Source organism: Nocardia sp. NPDC058519 (genome assembly GCF_042719755.1).
Lineage (GTDB): Bacteria > Actinomycetota > Actinomycetes > Mycobacteriales > Mycobacteriaceae > Nocardia.
This window is the reverse complement of the sequence record NZ_JBHXNK010000019.1, coordinates 64,206-83,361: the sequence shown is the minus strand read 5'-3', so window position 1 is coordinate 83,361 and position 19,156 is coordinate 64,206. Positions and strand designations below refer to the sequence as shown.

The following is a 19,156-nucleotide window of genomic DNA, read 5'->3' as shown; positions in this document are numbered from 1 at the left end:
GTTCAGCGGGTCGACTCGTAGATCCGGCGGACCACGTCCTCGATATCGGGTTCCTCGATGGACAGATCGCGCACCTGCGCCCGGTCCGACACCGCCGCCAGTAAAGCCGCCGCGGTGGTCTTCTCGGCGTCGAACGCCAGGCGCTGGCGCATGCCGCCCGCCTCGCTGGACAGCAATTGCGCCCCGCACGGCAGATCGTCGAGATCCGGTGTGGGAGCGGCCAGGTCGACCACGAGTACCCGGCGCGCGCCGACGGTTGCCCCGAGCCCGGTCAGTGAACCGTCGTACACCAGCCTGCCGTAATCGACGACGAGCACCCGATCGCAGAGCCGTTCGATATCGCCCATATCGTGGGTGGTGAGCAGCAGTGTGGTGCCGCGCTCGATGCGTTCGGCGCGCAGGAACTCACGTAATCGCTGTTTCGACAGCACGTCGAGGCCGATCGTCGGCTCGTCCAGGATCACCAGCTCGGGCGAATGCAACAGTGCGGCCGCAACTTCCGCGCGCATGCGCTGACCGAGCGAGAGCTGGCGTACCGGGGTGTCGAGGGTATCGGCCATTTCCAGCTGCTCCACCAGTTCGTGTGTCCGCTTGTCGGCGATGTCGGGGTCGAGGCGATGGATCGCCGCCAGGATCGAAAACGATTCGTGCAGCGGCAGATCCCACCACAGTTGCGAACGCTGCCCGAACACGACGCCGATCCGCGAGGCGAGTTCCTTTCGCTGGCGCACCGGCTCCAGGCCGCAGGTGCGCACGGTGCCGGTGGTCGGCACGAGGATGCCGGTGAGCATCTTGATGGTCGTCGACTTGCCCGCGCCGTTGGCACCGATATAGCCGACCGCGGAGCCGCGTTCGATCCGGAAGCTCATCCGGTCGACTGCGGTGATGGTGTCGCGATGTCGGCGCCAGCGGCTGCCGTTCTTGCGGTAGACGGTGAATTGCCGGGTGAGGTCATCGATGTCGATGATCGGTTCCTGGTTCTCGTGCTCGTCCAACATCTATCCCCCTCCTCCCTGATAGTGCCTCGTACCGATCCGCCATGCCGCCGAAGCGAGCAGCCACACCCACGCCGCGGCGAGTGGCGTGAGCCACGCCGACCACGCCGGCAGCAGCGCCGGTCCCGGCAGTCCGAGTAGCGCGATGGTCGGCACGTACGCCGTGAACGCGACGGGAATCGCGAACCCGAACAACAGTTTCAGCGGTGTCGGGAACACCGAGGCCGGCTGCATCGCGGCGAACGAACCGCCGTAGGTGAAGCTGTTGGTGAGCTCGGCACCGTCGATCAGGAAGAACTGTAGTCCGGCCGCGCATACGAAAAGGCCACAGAACAGCGCGATTCCACTGATCAGGGTGATCACGATCAAGGTAACCGGGGCGATGCCCCAGTCGATATCGTTGCGCCACAGCCCGATCCCGAGCACGATCACCGCGACCGCGGCCCGCGCGAGTCTTCGTAACGAGATGTCACTGGTCACCAGCTGCAACAGCAACGGCTGTGGGCGAAGGTGATAGGCGTCGAGGGTGCCCATGCGGATCATCGACGGCAGCGAATCCAGATGTCCGACCGCGACCTGGGACAGCGCGAACGAGGTGTTGGACAACCCGAACAGCAGCAGTGCCGCGTCGACATCGAGACCGCCGAGTGTGCCGACATTGTGGAAGATCACCCACACCTCGCCGAACTCGACCAGGCCGATCAGGAAGGCGCTGAACACCTCGGTGGCGAACGAAAGGCGGTACACCTGCTGGGCTTTCACACGCGAACGCAATACTGCGAGATAGGGAGTGAACCAGGTCCCGGCCAGGATGCGCGCGGAATCCGGTTCAGCCACCCTGTACCTCCAGCCTGCGTTGTCCCGCTCGCAGCAACACCCTGCCGAGCAGTCCGATCACCAGCACCCAGAAGCCTTGTACCGCAACGATGATCAGGGCGTCCGACCCAGCGGCCCGCCCTGACAGCGTATCGATCGGGGCCTGCAGGATGGAGGGAAACGGCGTAGACATGGCGACGACACGCAGCCAGTCGGGGAACATGTGTACCGGGACGAAAAGGCCTGCGAGAAACGTTCCGACGATCTGGTACAGCACCCGGATACCACGGATCTCGACCACCCAGAACCCGATCAGCGCCACCGCGAACAGGCACAGAAACGACAACGCCACCGCGAGCAGCACACTGATCAGACCGAGTAGATAGGACACCGGTGAGCTCGGCATCGACAAGCCGAACGTGGCGGCGCCGATGGCTATGCTCGGTACTCCGCGCGGCAGGATCGTGCAGGCGGCGCGACCCATATCGGTGGCCAGGTAGCCGAGTTGCACGTCGATCGGGCGCAGGAAATCGATCGCCACATCACCGGATTTGATCCGGTCGACGAGGTCGATCTGCGGTCCCATGAACTGGGTGGCGCCCAGCAGGGCCTGCGACAACCACACATAGGCGCCGATGGTTCCCTCGTCGTACCCGCCGAAATCACCGGCGGAACGCACCGCCGCGACCATCACGGCCGCACGAACGAACCCGAACACACAGTTGGTGAACAGCCCGGCGAACATCGCCAGCTTGTATTGCGCCTGCCGCTTGAATCCCGCCCGCGCCAGCGTCCAATACACCCGGACAGCCCCAGGCTTGCGACGACGCCGCACCGCGAAAGCAAGCCCTCCATCCCCCGCCACATTGCCCCGCACAATCAGTCAACTCTAGGCCGATCGCCACGAATCAGGACGAGAACGGGTCGGATCGCTGGTGCTCGCCACGCGCAGGGCTATCGGGACATGCTCAGTCCTTGGGGAAGCCCGTCGCGAACAAGATCGCGATGGCGACCGAGCTGACCACGGAGATGGCAAGGATGATCCACATGGGGCGAAAGATTACCCGGCTCCGTCCCCCATCCCGGCATCGCACCGCTGTGACCTGCATCGGCGCAGGTCACAGCGATATGTGCGACGGTGCGGGCAACCCGCTATTCGTCGACCACCGTGATCGTGGCCTCGTCGGCATCGACCGCCTGGTCGGAGGGATTCGCGTCGGACTTCACCGTGATCCGCGACTTGTCGATGCCGTCGCCCTCCAGCGCGGCCACGATGTTGTCACCGCGTGCCTCGGCCAGCGATTTGGCCGTGACGACATTCGAATCCTCGGCGTAGGTCGTGATCTGGATCTTCGTGTCGTTGCCCTGCAACGGGACCGCTACCGCTTTGAGGGTCGCGACGGCGCCCGCGCCGAGGTCGGAACTACCCGCGTCGAAGGTGATCGGCGCGGCGGCCAGGACCGTGTTGATCGCGTCCTGAACCGCTTGCTGCGCGGTGTCGCGCATGGTGCTCACCACCGAGGAGGCCGTCGCGGCGACACTGCTGCGTACGGCGTCGGTCTGGGTGGTCGAAGTGACTGCCGGGGCGGATGCGTCATCGTCGGAGCCACACGCCGCGGTCATCAGCACAACCACCGCGATCGATGCGATCCCACAGATGCTGGTTCTGAGTTTCATCGGATTCTCCTGGTCTGTGAATGATGCTCAGATTCACATACCGGCAGCGGGCGCGACTCACCCGAAAAGGGTGAGTCATCCGAATGTCGTGGCCACTCCGACGCTATTCCGCAGCGGTCGGGCCGGAGTAGATTCAATACATCCGACCCACACTGCGAGGTGCATTTCCGATGACACCGGATCAACTCATGGAAGAGGCATGCAGGCTGGCGAAAGAGTCTGTGGACAACGATTGGGGTGGACCGTTCGGCGCGGTCATCGCGAAGGACGGAGTGATCGTCGCACGAGGGCAGAATCGAGTGCTACTCACTGGTGACGCTACCGCGCACGCCGAGATAGAGTCCATCCGCAAGGCGACCCAGGTCCTCAACGGTGAGGCCCCGAGCATTTCCAAAGAGCACCAGAACGAGGCGACGCTCGAATTGGTCCCGCGACCGGCGGGATCCGCCGACAAGGTCCCGGAGCGCGCGAAAATGTTGATGGGGATGGAGATATTCATCAGCGGCGCACCGTGTCCCATGTGTATGAGCGCAATCTATTGGGCGCGTCTCGACGCCGTGCATTTCGCGAGCGATCTGGCCGACACCAGCGAAATCGGCTTCGACGACGCGTATCAATACGAGGACTTCACGAGGCCGCTGCCCGAGCGGTCCGTGAAAATCGAACAGTTCCGCAGGGATCTGGGCGCCGAAGCGTACAAGACCTGGGCCGAAAAACCCGATAAGCACCCGTACTGACATGTCGGCCTCGAAAGCTGTGCCGCCGAGGCCCGCCCCGGCGACGGTGGTCGTCACCCAACAGCCTCTAGCCGGTCGGGAGGTCGAGTTTCGGCGGTGGCAGACGGAGGTGAACGACGCCGCGGCGACATTCCCGGGATTCCTCGGCGCCGACGTGACACCACCGGGTGACGCTCGATCCGACTGGTCGGTCGTGTATCGGTTCGATGACATCGTCGACCTGAAGCGCTGGCTCGCCAGCGATACCCGAGACGAACTCCTCGCGAGAGGAAACGGGCTCTTCGAGCGGCCGGCGACGCAGCATGTGCTGGTCGACGAGCAGGACGACGAGGTAGTGACCGTCGTCGTTTCGCACCCCGTCGCGGCCGAACGTGAGACGGAATTCATCGCCTGGCAGGACCGCATGACCGAGGCCGAGCGGACATTTCGGGGCTTTCGCGGATCCGGGCTGCATCGGCCGATTCCCGGTGTGCAGAACGACTGGACGATCATCTATTCCTTCGCCTCGGCCGAGCATCTCGACCGGTGGCTCGAATCGCCCCAGCGCAAGGCGCTGCTCGCGGAAGCGCCGGACTTCAGGGACTTCGAGGTTCACCGAATCGCCAACCCCTACGGGTCGTGGTTTCCGCCGAGCGAAACCGGCGTGGAAGGTGGTCCCGCGTCGTGGAAGACGGCACTGTCGGTCCTGGTAGGGCTGTATCCGACGGTCGTGATCCTCACCGTGGCCATCGCCGAGATCTGGCCGGGCGCGCAGCTGTGGATCAGTTTGCTGGTCGGGAACATCCTGTCGGTCAGCCTGCTGACCTGGGTGGTGATGCCGGTCGTCACCCGCGCCCTGGGATTCTGGATGCGACCGCGCCCACACCGCGATCCCCGCACCGACATGGTCGGACTCGCCTGCTCGGTGGGCTTTCTGACGGTCGCCGCGGTGTTCTTCTACCTGGTGACGAGAGTGTTCTGGACGCTTCCGTGACGTCGGAGCGGATGCGAAAGTTCCTGGCTGGTCGAGCCTTGTGCTCGGAACCCGTGGCGGCCCTGACCTAACATTCGTACAGGTCAGGGCCGCTGTGCGCCCCGGCAGGAATCGAACCTGCGACCTAGGGATTAGAAGTTCCTGACCAGCGAACATTGTGCTGAGCTGGCCCTATGCAGGTCGCGGGCGAGCGAAATCATAAAATCCCTAGCTGGTGAATGGCGAGTTCGGAGTGGCGAAGCACACTCGAACCGCCCCAGAGCGGCTCACACCCGGTCGACACCGGCGCGGTTGCATACCGCCTGGCGAGGTCATGGTGCCGCCGTGACGGGCGGCCAGATCTGTGGTTCGACATTGCTCGGCTTCCTGCGGCCATCCTCGCCCCAATCGAATTCCGGCGGCGGCGGACCCCACTGCCGCGGCTCGATGAACGCGATGCGCCCCGAGCCGAAGTCAGCAGCCACGAAACTGGACTTACCCGCGAACATCACCTCGTTGAACCCGGCGTCGCCGGTGAACGTCGCCGTGTTGAACCCGGCGTCGCCGGTGAATGTCGCCTCGGTGAACCAGGCGCCGCCGGTGAACGTCGCCGTGTTGAACCAAGCGTCGCCGGTGAACCTCGCCTCGTTGAACCAGGCGCCGCCGGTGAACCTCACCTCGGTGAACCCGGCGTCGCCGGTGAATGTCGCCTCGGTGAACCAGGCGCCGCCGACGAACGTCGCCTCGTTGAACCAGGCGTCGCCGGTGAACGTCGCCTCGTTGAACCAGGCGTCGCCGGTGAAAGTCGCCTTGTCGAACCAGGCGTCGCCGGTGAACCGTGCCTTGTCGAACCAGGCGCCGCCGGTGAACCTCGCCTCGTCGAACCTAGCGTCACCAGCGAATGTGGCATGCCTGAGGTCGACGTCTTCGAGGTGGGCGGTGCGGAAGTCGAAGTCGCTTGCCGACCAACTGTATTCGGCCTCCGGTCGCAGGCGATCGGCAATCACGCGCACGATGGTCTTGCGGACCTCGCTGTCGTTCTGCCGATACTCGACGTGTTCTTCGGTCTCTCCGCGAACCCGCCCATGCTCGATCCGGGGCTCTTTGACCACGAACTTGGTTCGTCCGCTGGTGCCGTGTACGGCGTCGTAGGGCAGGCGCAGATATCCGCAGAGCACATCGATGCACTGCTGACGGTGCAGGCCGTCGGCTTCGTCGGCGGCGCGAGCCATGGCGTATACCCCGGCAATTCGGACTGCGACATCGGTCGCGCCGAGCTGGGCGGCAGCGGCGCCGAACCGCTCAACGAACCGACCCTGCTCGGCATCACGCTGGCGCCGATAGGCGATCACCAACGCCACCACACCGCCGACTCCGGCGACGATCGCCAGCGCGACCTTGGCGATATCGATCGGCGCGGCCTTAGCCTGGTCGTCGGGCTGGGCGACCCCATGTACGACCTGGTAAGCCAAAAACGCGACGAGGACCCCGGCCCCGAGTGCGGAAACGACCGCCGGTAGCAACCCGAACCGCTTCGTGCGGCGCCTGATGGCCTTGTTGCTCTTTCCGATCCGCGCCTGCGCCGCGGTTGTCTTCCTGCGCAACCTTCCAGACATTGCTCGATTGTGGCCGAGATGCGCCCGAAGTGCCGGTATGCGGGGTCCAAGTGGCCGGAAAGTCTCGGTAAGCTCAGCTCTCGAGCCTCGGAAGTCGTAGGCCTGGCAGCCGGTTCCGTTCCTATCCCGGGCGGTATCGGCGGTCAGGCGGTCCGCAGGAAAGCCGGGAGATTCAGGAACCGTCGACCACGCCTTTCTGGGTTCTGAGTGCGAAAACACTGGGGGCTTGCCCGGTCGATACCGTGGAGAGCATGACGGACGACCTCGTCGTCTGGGCTGAGGAAGTCGCCCGGACGTGCTTGCGTGACCTCCCGCGCCGACTTCAACACGTAGAGGGCGTGGCGCGGCGTGCGGCTACGGTCGCCGACGCGGTCGACGATCCGGAGCTGCTCGTCGCCGCGGCCTGGCTGCATGACATCGGGTACAGCGCTGAGCTGGTGACGACGGGATTCCACTCGGTCGATGGTGCCGAGTTCCTGCACGCTGAGGGTGCGCCGCACAGGCTGTGCGCCCTTGTCGCCAATCATTCGTGCGCGTGCGTTGAAGCCCGCCGCCGCGGGTATCGCGGCGGTCCTCGAACTCCGGCCCGTCGCATGCGGCAAGGAGGCGCCGCATGGCGTCGATGGGTGGCACCGGAACTTGCTTCTCTGGGATGGTCGGTGGATCCATCCGGTCGAACGGATTGACTTCGATCAGTTCCTCGCGGAACAGGTATTTGCAGAACTGCTGCAAGCTCCGGTACTGCCTGCCCGCGTACTCCGGTGTCACGGGCTTGCCGGTGCGCTGATTCGGGCGGACCAGCGTGTGCCCGATATACGCGCCGATCGCATCCTTCGTCAGCGAGTCCACGTTCGTGGGTCTGCCCTCTGCGGCAAGGTAGGCACGGAAGTACCCGACGTTGCGGCAGTAGGTGTCGATTGTGCCCTTGGACTTGTTCGTCTGTCGGAGCTCGCCGACGAAGTCCTCCACCAGCTCCTCGAGGTCGTCGAAATCCTGGGTCATCTGCCCATTCTGAGCGCAATAATCCCTAGCTGGTGGAGCATTGTGCTCGATGGAGTGGGCGCCTCTGACCTACTATATTTGCAGGTCAGAGGCGTTTTGCGCCCCCGGCAGGAATCGAACCTGCGACCTAGGGATTAGAAGGCCCTTGCTCTATCCAACTGAGCTACGGAGGCAGTCGCATCCACCTTGGCCGAAGTCGGCCACGCTGTCCAGCTCGAAAAGTATAGCGACCGACCGGATCGTCGAGCGGGGGCTCGGGTGTGGCGCCCCATCGGGTCGCGGCCGGGCACGTCGAACTACCCTCGTTGTCATGTCGTTATCGCAGGACCCCTCCGGTGGACCCGCCGTCGACGGCGGACCACCGGCGGAAACGGGTCCGGCGGCGTCGTTCGGTGTGCTCAGCGTCGTGGCCGGGTGTATCGCCGCCGTAGTCGCGGCCATTGTGGTCGGGTTGTCGGCGGCGCACGCGCTCAGTTTGCTCGGTATACCCGATCCGGGGGCGTTGACAACATATGGATTGCCGGCGCTGCGTGCGGTGGCCGATCTGGCCGCGGCGGTGACCGTCGGGTCCCTGTTGTTCGCGGCGTTTCTGCTGCCCCCGCGTGACGGCGGTCTGCTCGATGTCGGTGGGTACCGGGCGGTGCGGCGTGCCTCGGACGCCGCGCTGGTGTGGGCGGCGAGCGCGGCGCTGTTGGTGCCGTTGACGGTGTCGGATACGACCGGTCAGCCTGTGAGCGCCATTTGGCGACCCGAGGTGTTGTGGCCGGTGATCACGCAGGTCGAGGTGGCGGGCGCCTGGCGGACAACGGTGTTGTTCGCGCTGATCGTGGCGATCGGCTGCCGGTGCGCGCTGCGCTGGGGCTGGACGCCGGTCCTGCTGGTCGGCGCGTTGGTGACGATGATGCCGCTGGCGCTGACCGGGCATTCGTCCTCCGGCGGCTCCCATGACGTGGCGACGAACTCGCTGATCCTGCACATGGTGTCGGCCTCGGTCTGGGTGGGCGGGCTGGTCGCGGTGCTGGCGCACGCGATGCGCGGCGGCGCGAACACCGACATCGCCGCCCGGCGGTTCTCGGTGGCCGCGACCATCTCGATCGTGGTGATCGGCCTCAGCGGCGTGGTCAACGCCTGGGTGCGGGTGCCCGTGTCGGACCTCTTCACCACCACCTACGGCAGGCTCGTGCTCGCGAAAGCGGCCGCGCTGCTGGTGCTCGGCGCCATCGGCTACCTGCAGCGACGGGCCTCGCTGCCCGCGCTGGCCGCCGACCCGCGCGACCGCGGTGCGCTCATCCGTTTCGCCGGCGTGGAGATGCTGATCTTCGCGGCGACCATCGGGCTGGCCGTCGGCCTCGGCCGCACGCCGCCACCGCCGCCGACCGCGGTGCCGACGCCGGTCGAAGTGGAACTGGGCTACAACCTTGCCGGGCCGCCCACGGTGAGCCGCCTGCTGTTCGACTGGCGCTTCGACCTGATCTTCGGAACTCTGGCGATCGTGCTCGCCGCGCTCTACCTGCTCGGTGTCCACCGGCTGCGCAAGCGTGGCGATGCCTGGCCGATCGGGCGCACCATCGCCTGGTGCAGTGGCTGCCTGGTGCTGTTGCTTGCCACGTCGTCGGGGGTCGGGCGCTACGCACCGGCGATGTTCAGCGTGCACATGGGCGCACACATGGCGTTGTCGATGCTGGGACCGATCCTGCTCGCCCTCGGTGGTGCGGTGACCTTGGCATTGCGCGCGCTCCCGCCGGCTGGGCGCGGCGGTGTGCCGGGCCCGCGCGAGTGGATTCTGGCGGCCGTGCACAACCCGGTCTCGCGGTTCCTCACCCAGCCCGTGGTGGCGTCGCTGATCTTCGTCGCCGGGTTCTACGCGCTGTATCTGGGCGGCATCTTCGACACCTATGTCGATTCGCACGCCGCCCACCTGATGATGAACACGCACTTCCTGCTCAGCGGCTACCTGTTCTACTGGGTGGTGATCGGTATCGATCCCAAGCCGCGCGAGGTGGCGCCGCTGACCAAGCTCGCGATGGTGTTCGGCACGCTGCCGTTCCACGCGTTCTTCGGCATCGCGCTGATGAGCATGACGACCGTGCTCGGTGACTGGTTCTATCGCACCCTCGACCTCGGCTGGCGCATCGACCTGCTCGCCGATCAGCGCAACGGCGGCAGTTTCGCGTGGGCCAGTGGTGAGGTTCCGCTGGTAGTGGTGATGCTCGCCCTGCTGATCCAGTGGTCGCGCAGCGACACCAAGCTGGCCAAACGCACCGACCGGGCCGCCGAGCGCGACAACGATGCCGACCTGACCGCCTACAACGCGATGTACGCCGAACTGGCGCGCCGTGACGGCGAGGTACGCCGGTGAGCGGATTCGGTGTGCCGTCGAGCGATTCGACCGAGCGAGCCGGACCGGAGCGGGTGCTGCGCACCGATGTGCGGGCGGCGCGGCGACGGCTGGCCGGGCGGGTGCGCAAGACACCGGTGTTCCACACGAGTGTGGACGGGCCGGACGGGCCGGTGCCGGTATCACTGAAAATGGAATTCCTGCAGCACGGCGGCACGTTCACGGTGCGTGGTGCCCTCAATGCCCTGTTGACCACCGACAGCGGTGCCGACCATGTGGTTGTCGCCTCGGCGGGCAACGCGGGCATCGCGGTCGCGTTGGCCGCCGCCCAGCTGGGCAAGGAATGCACGATCGTCGTGCCGGAATCAGCGCCGCACACCAAGGTGGCCGCGATGTGGGCGCACGGTGCCGAAGTGCTGTGGCACGGAACGAGTTACGCCGAGGCGCAACGCCGGGCCGCCACCCTGGCCGCCGAGCGCGGGGCCGACCATCTGCACGTCTACGACATGCCTGCCGTGGTGGCGGGCGCGGGTGTCATCGGGCTCGAGCTGGAAGAACAGGTGCGTGGCAGGCCACCCGTGCTCGCCGCGGTCGGTGGTGGTGGGCTGATCGCGGGCCTCGGTGCGGCGCTGGGCAAGCGCAGGGAGATCGTCGGTATCGAATCCGAGCACATCCCGGTGCTCTCGGCGGCGCTCGCGGCGGGCATGCCGGTCGACATCGACGCGCCGTCGCGTGCCACCGAGCTGCTGTGTGCGACCCGGGTGGGCGATATCGCCTTCGATATCGCCCAGCGGCACCAGATGCCCGCGCTGGCGGTCGCCGACGACGCGGTCGCGGCAGCCCGCGAATACCTCTGGCGTGAGTTCCGCGTGGTGGTCGAACTCGAAGGTGCCGCCGCGCTGGCCGCCGTGCAGAGCGGCGTGTACAAGCCCGAGCCCGGCGTACGCCCGATTGTGGTCCTGTGCGGCGCGAACACCGAGCTTCCCGTGCTCTGACACGGCAGATATCCACAACCGCCCGATTCATCCACAGATTCACCCGGCGCCTCCCACGCCTCCGTTCGCCACGTCATTCTTGGGTGGTCAGAGCAACAACGGTGGATTCGAGCGGGGGGCGAGCACGATGTACGAGGCACACGCGGCGGTGGTCGGGACCGTCATCACCCATCCGGTACGGCGCGATCTCAGCAACGGCGAGCAGATGCTGACGTTCCGGATGGCGAGTAATTCGCGCCGATTCGACGCCAAGACGGGGGAGTGGACCGACAACGGCACGTTGTATCTCACGATCAGTTGCTGGCGCAGGCTGGTCGCGGGCGTGGATCGATCGTTGCACCGTGGCGATCCGGTTATCGCCTACGGACAACTGCGCTCGCACGAGTACCGCGGCAAGGACGGCACCGAGCGGCGGGATCTGGAGATGCGCGCGGTCGCGGTCGGGCCGGATCTGGCGCGATGCCACGCGAGCGTTGTTCGCCGGTCCGAGGGCATGCGGTCGCTGCCGCATGCGGCGGTGCGGAATATTTCCGACGCCCGCGGCGCTGCGCTACCGGAGGCCGACGACGCTGCCACCGGGTATGCATCGACCGAAGCTGTTGCCGTAGCCTGTACGACCGTGGCGGATCCTCTCGCCGCGCGATCGCCGGACGTGGTGTCGAGCACCAACGGTGCCGAGCAGGTCGACGCATGAGGGTCGTTTCCGCGGCACTCGACCCTTCCGCATCCCGTCCCCGTTTCTCCCACCGATAGGCTTCCGCGTATGGCTGAGTTCATTTATCAGATGATCAAGGTTCGCAAAGCGCACGGCGACAAAGTCATCCTCGACGACGTGTACTTGAACTTCCTTCCCGGCGCCAAGATCGGTGTGGTGGGTCCCAACGGCGCGGGTAAATCCAGCGTGCTGAAGATCATGGCGGGACTGGACCGGCCGAACAACGGTGAGGCGTTCCTCGGCGCGGGCGCCACGGTCGGCATCCTCATGCAGGAACCGGACCTGAACGAGGAAAAGACCGTCCGCGGCAACGTGGAGGAGGGCCTCGGCGAGGTCAAGGTCAAGCTGGATCGGTTCAACGAGATCGCTGAACTGATGGCCACCGACTACTCCGATGAGCTCATGGACGAAATGGGCAAGCTGCAGGAGTTCCTCGACCACGCCGATGCCTGGGATGTCGACTCCCAGCTCGAGCAGGCCATGGACGCGCTGCGCTGCCCGCCGCCGGACGAGCCGGTCACCAACCTCTCCGGTGGTGAGCGTCGCCGCGTCGCGCTGTGCAAGCTGCTGCTGAGCAAGCCCGACCTGCTGCTGCTCGACGAACCGACCAACCACCTCGACGCCGAGAGCGTGCTCTGGCTCGAGAAGCACCTCGCCGACTACCCGGGCGCCGTGCTGGCCGTCACCCACGACCGGTACTTCCTCGACAATGTCGCCGAGTGGATCCTCGAGCTCGACCGTGGCCGCGCCATCGGTTACGAGGGCAACTACTCCACCTACCTGGAGAAGAAGGCGCAGCGACTCGAGGTCCAGGGCAAGAAGGACCAGAAGCTGCAGAAGCGCCTCAAGGACGAACTGGCCTGGGTGCGGTCCGGCGCCAAGGCCCGCCAGGCCAAGAACAAGGCTCGACTGGGTCGCTACGAGGAGATGGCGGCCGAGGCCGAGCAGCACCGTAAGTTGGACTTCGAGGAGATTCAGATCCCCGCGGGTCCGCGACTGGGCGACATCGTGGTCAACGTGTCGCACCTGGACAAGGGCTTCGGCGATCGTCAGCTCATCAAGGATCTGTCGTTCACGCTGCCGCGCAACGGCATCGTCGGCGTCATCGGCCCCAACGGTGTCGGTAAGACCACGCTGTTCAAGACCATCGTCGGTCTCGAATCGCCCGACAGCGGTGAGGTGAAGGTCGGCGAGACGGTCAAGCTGAGCTATGTCGACCAGAACCGCGGAGGCATCGACCCGAAGAAGAACGTCTGGCAGGTCGTCTCCGAAGGCCTGGACTTCATCCAGGTCGGCAACCAGGAGATGCCCTCGCGCGCCTACGTCAGCGCGTTCGGCTTCAAGGGACCGGATCAGCAGAAGCCGGCCGGTGTGCTCTCCGGTGGTGAGCGCAACCGCCTGAACTTGGCGTTGACCCTCAAGGAGGGCGGCAACCTGATCCTGCTCGACGAACCGACCAACGACCTCGATGTCGAAACCCTCGGTTCGCTCGAGAACGCGCTCGACCAGTTCCCTGGCTGCGCCGTCGTGATCTCCCACGACCGGTGGTTCCTCGATCGCACCTGCACCCACATCCTGGCGTGGGAGGGCGACAACGACAACGACGCCAGGTGGTACTGGTTCGAGGGCAACTTCGAAGCGTACGAGGCGAACAAGATCGAGCGTCTCGGCGCCGAAGCCGCTCGCCCGCACCGTGTTACACACCGCAAGCTGACGCGCGACTGATACGCGCGGCCCGCACGACGGCCCGGTGGAACGATCTGTGAACGGTCGCTCTGCCGGGCCGTCGGCATTGGGTCGATCGGTGCCCCCCTGGCGTTCACCCAGCATTCCGCAAGTTACCGGCGCGGCAAGCCCGAATTCCCTCAGCGTGTTCGAGTACCCGGAGCTAGTCTCGAAAACGCGTCACCTGAGTTGCGAAATCGAAGCGAACCACAATCCATGGGAGTGGGCTAAACGATGACGGTCTCGTCGGAAATCTCGAGCGCGGCGTGGGCCGCGGGAATGCCGCAGAGCTTGCGCGGCGATCTCGCGACTCTCGAGGAGGCGTATTTCCGACACGTCGATGCCGGTGACGTGGACTTCCCGATCCCCGGTATCACCCAGATCTTCCGCCACCACATGGAATTGGCCGCCGTTCGCCGCCCCGGCAAGGCGACGGTGCGGGTGCACCACCCCGACGACGGGACCGGGATGGGCGCGGCGGTGCAGGTCGTCACCGACGACATGCCGCTGCTGGTGGAGTCGGTCACCGCGGCACTGGGCCGGATGCAGGTGAGTGTCTCCGAGGTGATCCATCCGATCTTCGAAGTCACCCGCGACGAGAACGGACACCTCATCGGCGCCGCGCCGCACGAGGTGGACGGCCACGGCGCGACCGGGCTGGCCGAATCGTGGATGCACCTGCAGTTGCACCCATCGACGAGCCGGGCGCAGCTCGACCACATCGAACGCACCATGCCCGAGGTGATCGACGACGTCCGCCAGGTGATCGACGACACCGAGGCCATGGCCGCGGTGCAGAGCTCGCTCGCCGATGAGCTCGACCGCGCCGCCGCCGCGGGCTCCACACCGTTCCCCGGCGTCGATGTGGCCGATTGCGCCCAGCTGCTGCGCTGGCTCGCCGCGGGCAACTTCACCCTGCTCGGTTATGCCCGCTACCGGCGCGGCGTCGAAGGCGGCCACACGGTGTCCACGGCGGTGCCCGGCGCCAGCCTCGGCGTACTCCGCCCCGATGTCGGCACCGATTTCCAGGTGCCCATCAACGGTGAGGACCGCCCGCTGCTGCTGCTCACCCAGGGCTTGGTGCGCGCGACCGTGCACCGCTCGGTGTACCCGTACTTCGTCGGTGTCGCCGATGTCGACGAGGCGGGCACGGAGGTGGGGGTACACCTGTTCATCGGGGTGTTCACCGTGAGCGCGGTGCACGAGAACGTCCTCGATATCCCGGTGATCAACCGCCGGGTGCGCACCGCGATCGAGGGTGCGGGGTTCGACAAGGACTCCTTCTCCGGGCAGGCGATGCTCGAGGTGATCGAGTCCTTCCCGCGCACCGAACTGTTCTCCGCCGACACCGAGACCATGCGCCGCACCGCCGTCGCGGTGCTCGGCGTCGGATTGCGCAGGCAGGTCCGGCTCTTCCTGCGCTGCGACGACTACGGCCGCTTCGTGGCCTGCATGGTGTATCTGCCGCGCGATCGCTACACCACCGCGGTGCGCCTGGAGATGCAGGAGATCCTGGTCGCCGAACTCGGCGGCGTCGATATCGACTATTCGGCGCGGGTGAGCGAAGGTGAGCTCGCCAGTGTGTATTTCACGGTGATGCTGCCCGGCGAGGCCACCGGCGAAGCGGCCCCCGACACCTCCGAGGAAAACCGGCTGCGCCTGCAGAGCCTGCTCAACGCCGCCAGCCACACCTGGGACGACCGGATCGGTGACGCGGTCGCCTCCTCCACGGTGCTCGATCCCGCTGTGGTGAAACGGTATTCGGACGCACTGCCCGAGAGTTACAAGGAGGACTTCACCCCCGCTCGCGCGCTGGCCGACATCGTGCGCCTCGAGCAGCTCACCGAGGGCGGTATCGACCAGTACCTGTACCGCAGGCCCGAAGCGGAGCCCGGTTCGTGGCGGTTCAGCCTCTACATCGCCGGTTCCGGTGTGTCGCTGAGCCAGGTGCTTCCCGTACTGCAGAGCCTGGGCGTCGAGGTGGTCGACGAACGGCCCTACCAGCTCGAACACGAGGGCGGCACCGAGCGCTGGATCTACGATTTCGGCCTGCAGGCCCGTCCCGAACTGCTTCGCAACGCGCTCGGCGGCGACATCGACGCCGCGCTACTCGAAGCGCCTGGCGACATCGACGCGTTGCGTACCCGATTCACCGATGCCTTCGAAGCCGTCTGGTACGACCGCGCCGAAGCCGACGGTCTCAACGAACTCGTGCTGCGCGCGGGCCTGCCGTGGCGGTCGGTCGCGATCCTGCGTGCGTACGCGAAGTACTTGCAGCAGGCGGGATTCCCGTACTCCCAGGTCAATATCGCGCGTGTGCTGCTGGCTCATCCCGAGGTCGCGCGCGATTTCGTCGACCTGTTCGCCGCCCGATTCGATCCGGCCACCGTCTCCGCCGAGGCCGCCGTCGAGCTCGAGGCCCGGGTGCGGGCCGGGATCGACGAGGTGGTCAGCATGGATGCCGACCGCATCCTGCGCGCCATGCTGGGCCTGATCAAGGCCACGCTGCGAACCAACAACTACGTCCTCGACGCCGACGGCCGCCCGCGCGACTACCTGGCACTGAAGGTGGAGCCGCGCGAGATCGCCGAATTGCCCAAGCCACGACCGCAATTCGAGATCTTCGTGTACTCGCCGCGGGTGGAAGGCGTGCACCTGCGGTTCGGCTCGGTAGCGCGTGGCGGTCTGCGCTGGTCGGACCGGCTCGAAGACTTCCGCACCGAGATCCTGGGGCTGGTCAAGGCGCAGGCGGTGAAGAACGCGGTGATCGTGCCGGTCGGTGCCAAGGGCGGTTTCGTGGTGAAGCGTCCGCCCGCTCCGGTCGGTGACGCGGCCGTCGACCGCCAGGCGAGCATCGCCGAGGGCGTCGCCTGCTACCGCACCTTCATCTCCGGGTTGCTCGACGTCACCGACAATGTCGACCTGGCCACCGGCGCGGTGCTGCCGCCCGATCGGGTCGTGCGCCGCGATGGCGACGACACCTACCTGGTGGTCGCCGCCGACAAGGGCACCGCCAGTTTCTCCGATATCGCCAACGATGTGGCCATGCGCTACGGCTTCTGGCTCGGCGACGCCTTCGCCTCCGGCGGCTCGGCGGGCTACGACCACAAGGCGATGGGCATCACCGCCAAGGGCGCGTGGGAAGCGGTCAAACGCCACTTCCGTGAGATGGACATCGACACCCAGAGCCACGAATTCACCGTTGTCGGCGTCGGCGACATGAGCGGTGACGTATTCGGCAACGGCATGCTGCTCTCGCCCCACATCCGGCTGGTCGCCGCGTTCGACCACCGGCACATCTTCCTCGACCCGAACCCCGACGCCGCGAGTTCGTTCGCCGAACGCGAGCGGTTGTTCGCGCTGCCGCGATCCTCGTGGGCCGACTACGACCGGAGCCTGATCAGCGAGGGCGGCGGCGTGTTCGAGCGGACCGTGAAGTCGGTGCCGATCTCGCCCCAGGCACGGGCAGCGCTCGGCCTGCCCGACGCGGTGCAGACGCTCTCACCGCCGGAGCTGGTGCGCGCGATCCTGCTCGCGCCGGTGCAATTGCTGTGGAACGGCGGCATCGGCACCTATGTGAAGGCCAGCACCGAATCCAATGCCGAGGTGGGCGACAAGTCCAACGACGCGGTGCGCGTCGACGGAAATCAGTTGCGGGTCAAGGTGATCGGTGAGGGCGGCAACCTGGGCGCCACCGCGCTCGGCCGGATCGAGTTCTGCCGCAACGGCGGCAAGATGAACACCGATGCCCTGGACAACTCGGCGGGCGTCGACTGCTCCGACCACGAGGTCAATATCAAGGTCCTGCTCGACGGTGTGGTCAGCGCCGGTGGCCTCGCCTCCGCCGACCGCAATCCGCTGCTGGCCTCGATGACCGATGAGGTCGCCCGAATGGTGTTGCAGGACAACGTCGATCAGAACGCGTTGATCGGCATCGCCCGCACCGACGCGCCCCGGATGCTCAACGTGCACGGCCGCGTCATCGCCGATCTCGAACAGCGACGCGGCCTCGATCGGGAGCTCGAAGCGCTGCCGTCGACAGCCGAACTGGTTCGCCGCGGCGAGGAGGGCGCCGGCCTCGCCTCGCCCGAACTGGCCAACCTGCTCGCCCACGTGAAGCTCGGGCTCAAGGCCGACCTGCTCGATACCGACCTGCCCGACAGCACCCATTTCGCGAGCAAGCTGCCGCTGTACTTCCCGACCCCGCTGCGGGAACAGTTCGGCGCGGCGATCAAGAAGCACCGGCTGCGCCGCGAGATCATCACCACGATGATCGTCAACGAGGTCGTCGACTACGGCGGCATCACCTACGCCCATCGGCTCAACGAAGAGGTCGGCGCCACCACCTCCGACTCGGTGCGCGCGTTCGCGGCGGCCACCGAGATCTTCCAGCTGCACGACGTGTGGTCGCGCATCCGCAGTGCCGACGCTCCGACCGGGGTCTGTGACCTGCTGGAACTGGAATCCAAGCGGACGCTGGATCGCGCATCGCGCTGGCTGCTGACCAACCGGCCGCAGCCGATCGCGGTCGGTGCCGAGATCAACCGCTATCACCGCCGGGTGCAGGAGCTGGCGCCGCAGGTGCCGGGCTGGTTGCGCGGGCACCACGTCGACTCGCTCACCCAGGGCGCGGCCGAGCTGATCGCCCGCGGCGCACCCACCGACCTGGCCACCGAGGTGTTCGGGCTGCTCGGGCTGTTCCCGCTGCTCGACATCGTCGATATCGCCGATATCACCGATCGGGACGGCGCCGAGGTGGGCGCCCTGTACTACGCGCTCAACGAGCATCTCAAGATCGACTGGCTGCTCGAGGCGGTGAGCCACCTCGAACGCGGCGACCGCTGGCACGCATTGGCGCGGCTCGCCCTGCGCGACGACATGTACGGTTCGTTGCGCTCGCTCACCCTCGATGTGCTGTCCGGGGGTGACCCGGAGGAAACCTCCGACGAGAAAATTGCATACTGGGAGTCGAAGAACCAGTCCCGGCTGGGCCGTGCGCGCGCGGCACTGTCGGAATTGTTCGAGTCCGGGACCCACGACCTCGCCACACTGTCGGTTGCCGCGCGACAGGTGCGGAGCATGGTGAGCGGGGTGGGCGCCCAATCGGAGGTACCACGGTGACGAGTTCGCCGAACGGCAACACCGCCACGCCCGCACCGGAGCTGGTGTTGCCGCAGCGTTTTCACGCGAAGGTCGAGATCCGCTGGTCGGATATGGACGTGTTCCAGCACGTCAACCACGCTCGGATGGTGACACTGCTGGAAGAGGCGCGCATTCCGTGGCTGTTCGACGACGACAAGCCGACGGCGTCGATGGGGCGGCAGGGTTGTGTGCTGGTCGACCTGCATGTGAAGTACCGCGGGCAGTTGCGTCACGAGGACACCCCGCTCGACATCGCCATGTGGGTCAAGCAATTGCGGGCGGTCGATTTCACCATCGGCTACGAGGTGCGTGCCAGCGGCGCGGCCCCCGATTCGCCGCCCGCGGTCATCGCGACCACCCAGCTCGCCGCGTTCGACATCGACACCCAGCGGCTGCGCAGGCTCAGCGAGTCCGAACGCGACTACCTGGCGCTGTGGCGGGCCTGA

At 66.4% G+C, this 19,156-nt stretch carries 14 protein-coding genes and 1 tRNA gene; 9 read left to right on the top strand and 6 right to left on the bottom strand.

Translation table 11 applies throughout. The annotated features are described in order from the left end of the window. Positions 1-2: 2 nt before the first annotated feature. The 4 genes from ACFWPK_RS21195 to ACFWPK_RS21180 form a co-directional block, all read right to left on the bottom strand. The gene (locus tag ACFWPK_RS21195; RefSeq protein WP_378918278.1) at positions 3-998 is read right to left on the bottom strand and encodes an ATP-binding cassette domain-containing protein; all 996 of its coding nucleotides are present in this window, start codon (positions 996-998) and stop codon (positions 3-5) included. Continuing rightward, positions 999-1,832 carry an ABC transporter permease gene (locus ACFWPK_RS21190; protein WP_378918276.1) on the bottom strand — a complete coding sequence of 278 codons (834 nt, stop codon included), beginning with the start codon at positions 1,830-1,832 and terminating at the stop codon, positions 999-1,001. Further along, positions 1,825-2,613, bottom strand: a complete 789-nt coding sequence (locus ACFWPK_RS21185) for an ABC transporter permease (RefSeq protein WP_378918275.1) — start codon at positions 2,611-2,613, stop codon at positions 1,825-1,827. Before ACFWPK_RS21185 ends, ACFWPK_RS21190 begins: the two co-directional genes overlap by 8 nt. 350 nt (positions 2,614-2,963) lie before the next feature. Further along, the gene (locus ACFWPK_RS21180) at positions 2,964-3,488 is read right to left on the bottom strand and encodes an OmpA family protein (RefSeq protein ID WP_378918273.1); all 525 of its coding nucleotides are present in this window, start codon (positions 3,486-3,488) and stop codon (positions 2,964-2,966) included. 170 nt (positions 3,489-3,658) lie between these two features. Between ACFWPK_RS21180 and ACFWPK_RS21175 the strand changes: the two genes are divergently transcribed. Next, complete coding sequence (locus ACFWPK_RS21175; protein WP_378918271.1) at positions 3,659-4,225, top strand: nucleoside deaminase; 567 nt, start codon at positions 3,659-3,661, stop codon at positions 4,223-4,225. Positions 4,226-4,334: 109 nt separating this feature from the next. Further along, positions 4,335-5,198 (top strand): antibiotic biosynthesis monooxygenase, encoded by an 864-nt coding sequence (locus tag ACFWPK_RS21170; protein ID WP_378918269.1) that lies wholly within the window; start codon positions 4,335-4,337, stop codon positions 5,196-5,198. Positions 5,199-5,509: 311 nt separating this feature from the next. Here the strand turns inward: ACFWPK_RS21170 and ACFWPK_RS21165 are convergent, their stop codons facing one another. Next, positions 5,510-6,793: a pentapeptide repeat-containing protein gene (locus tag ACFWPK_RS21165; RefSeq protein ID WP_378918267.1), complete on the bottom strand. Its 1,284-nt coding sequence runs from the start codon at positions 6,791-6,793 to the stop codon at positions 5,510-5,512. A 251-nt stretch (positions 6,794-7,044) separates the two neighbouring features. Between ACFWPK_RS21165 and ACFWPK_RS21160 the strand changes: the two genes are divergently transcribed. Next, positions 7,045-7,479, top strand: coding sequence for an HD domain-containing protein (locus tag ACFWPK_RS21160; protein WP_378918265.1), 435 nt, complete (start codon positions 7,045-7,047; stop codon positions 7,477-7,479). Between the two features lie 415 nt (positions 7,480-7,894). Here the strand turns inward: ACFWPK_RS21160 and ACFWPK_RS21155 are convergent. Next, positions 7,895-7,968, bottom strand: a tRNA-Arg gene (locus ACFWPK_RS21155). Between the two features lie 137 nt (positions 7,969-8,105). Between ACFWPK_RS21155 and ACFWPK_RS21150 the strand changes: the two genes are divergently transcribed. The 6 genes from ACFWPK_RS21150 to ACFWPK_RS21125 all read left to right on the top strand — a co-directional run bounded on the left by ACFWPK_RS21150 (position 8,106) and on the right by ACFWPK_RS21125 (position 19,156). After that, positions 8,106-10,154, top strand: a complete 2,049-nt coding sequence (locus tag ACFWPK_RS21150) for a cytochrome c oxidase assembly protein (RefSeq protein ID WP_378918263.1) — start codon at positions 8,106-8,108, stop codon at positions 10,152-10,154. Continuing rightward, entirely contained in the window at positions 10,151-11,128 is a 978-nt protein-coding gene (locus ACFWPK_RS21145; RefSeq protein WP_378918261.1) for a serine/threonine dehydratase, read from the top strand. The genes ACFWPK_RS21150 and ACFWPK_RS21145 overlap by 4 nt, the downstream gene beginning before the upstream one ends. 127 nt (positions 11,129-11,255) lie before the next feature. Continuing rightward, positions 11,256-11,822, top strand: coding sequence for a single-stranded DNA-binding protein (locus ACFWPK_RS21140; RefSeq protein WP_378918259.1), 567 nt, complete (start codon positions 11,256-11,258; stop codon positions 11,820-11,822). 69 nt (positions 11,823-11,891) lie between these two features. Then, positions 11,892-13,568, top strand: coding sequence for an energy-dependent translational throttle protein EttA (gene ettA / locus ACFWPK_RS21135; RefSeq protein WP_378918257.1), 1,677 nt, complete (start codon positions 11,892-11,894; stop codon positions 13,566-13,568). 234 nt (positions 13,569-13,802) lie between these two features. After that, positions 13,803-18,689, top strand: a complete 4,887-nt coding sequence (locus tag ACFWPK_RS21130) for an NAD-glutamate dehydrogenase (protein WP_378918255.1) — start codon at positions 13,803-13,805, stop codon at positions 18,687-18,689. Then, positions 18,686-19,156, top strand: coding sequence for an acyl-CoA thioesterase (locus tag ACFWPK_RS21125; protein WP_378918253.1), 471 nt, complete (start codon positions 18,686-18,688; stop codon positions 19,154-19,156). The genes ACFWPK_RS21130 and ACFWPK_RS21125 overlap by 4 nt, the downstream gene beginning before the upstream one ends.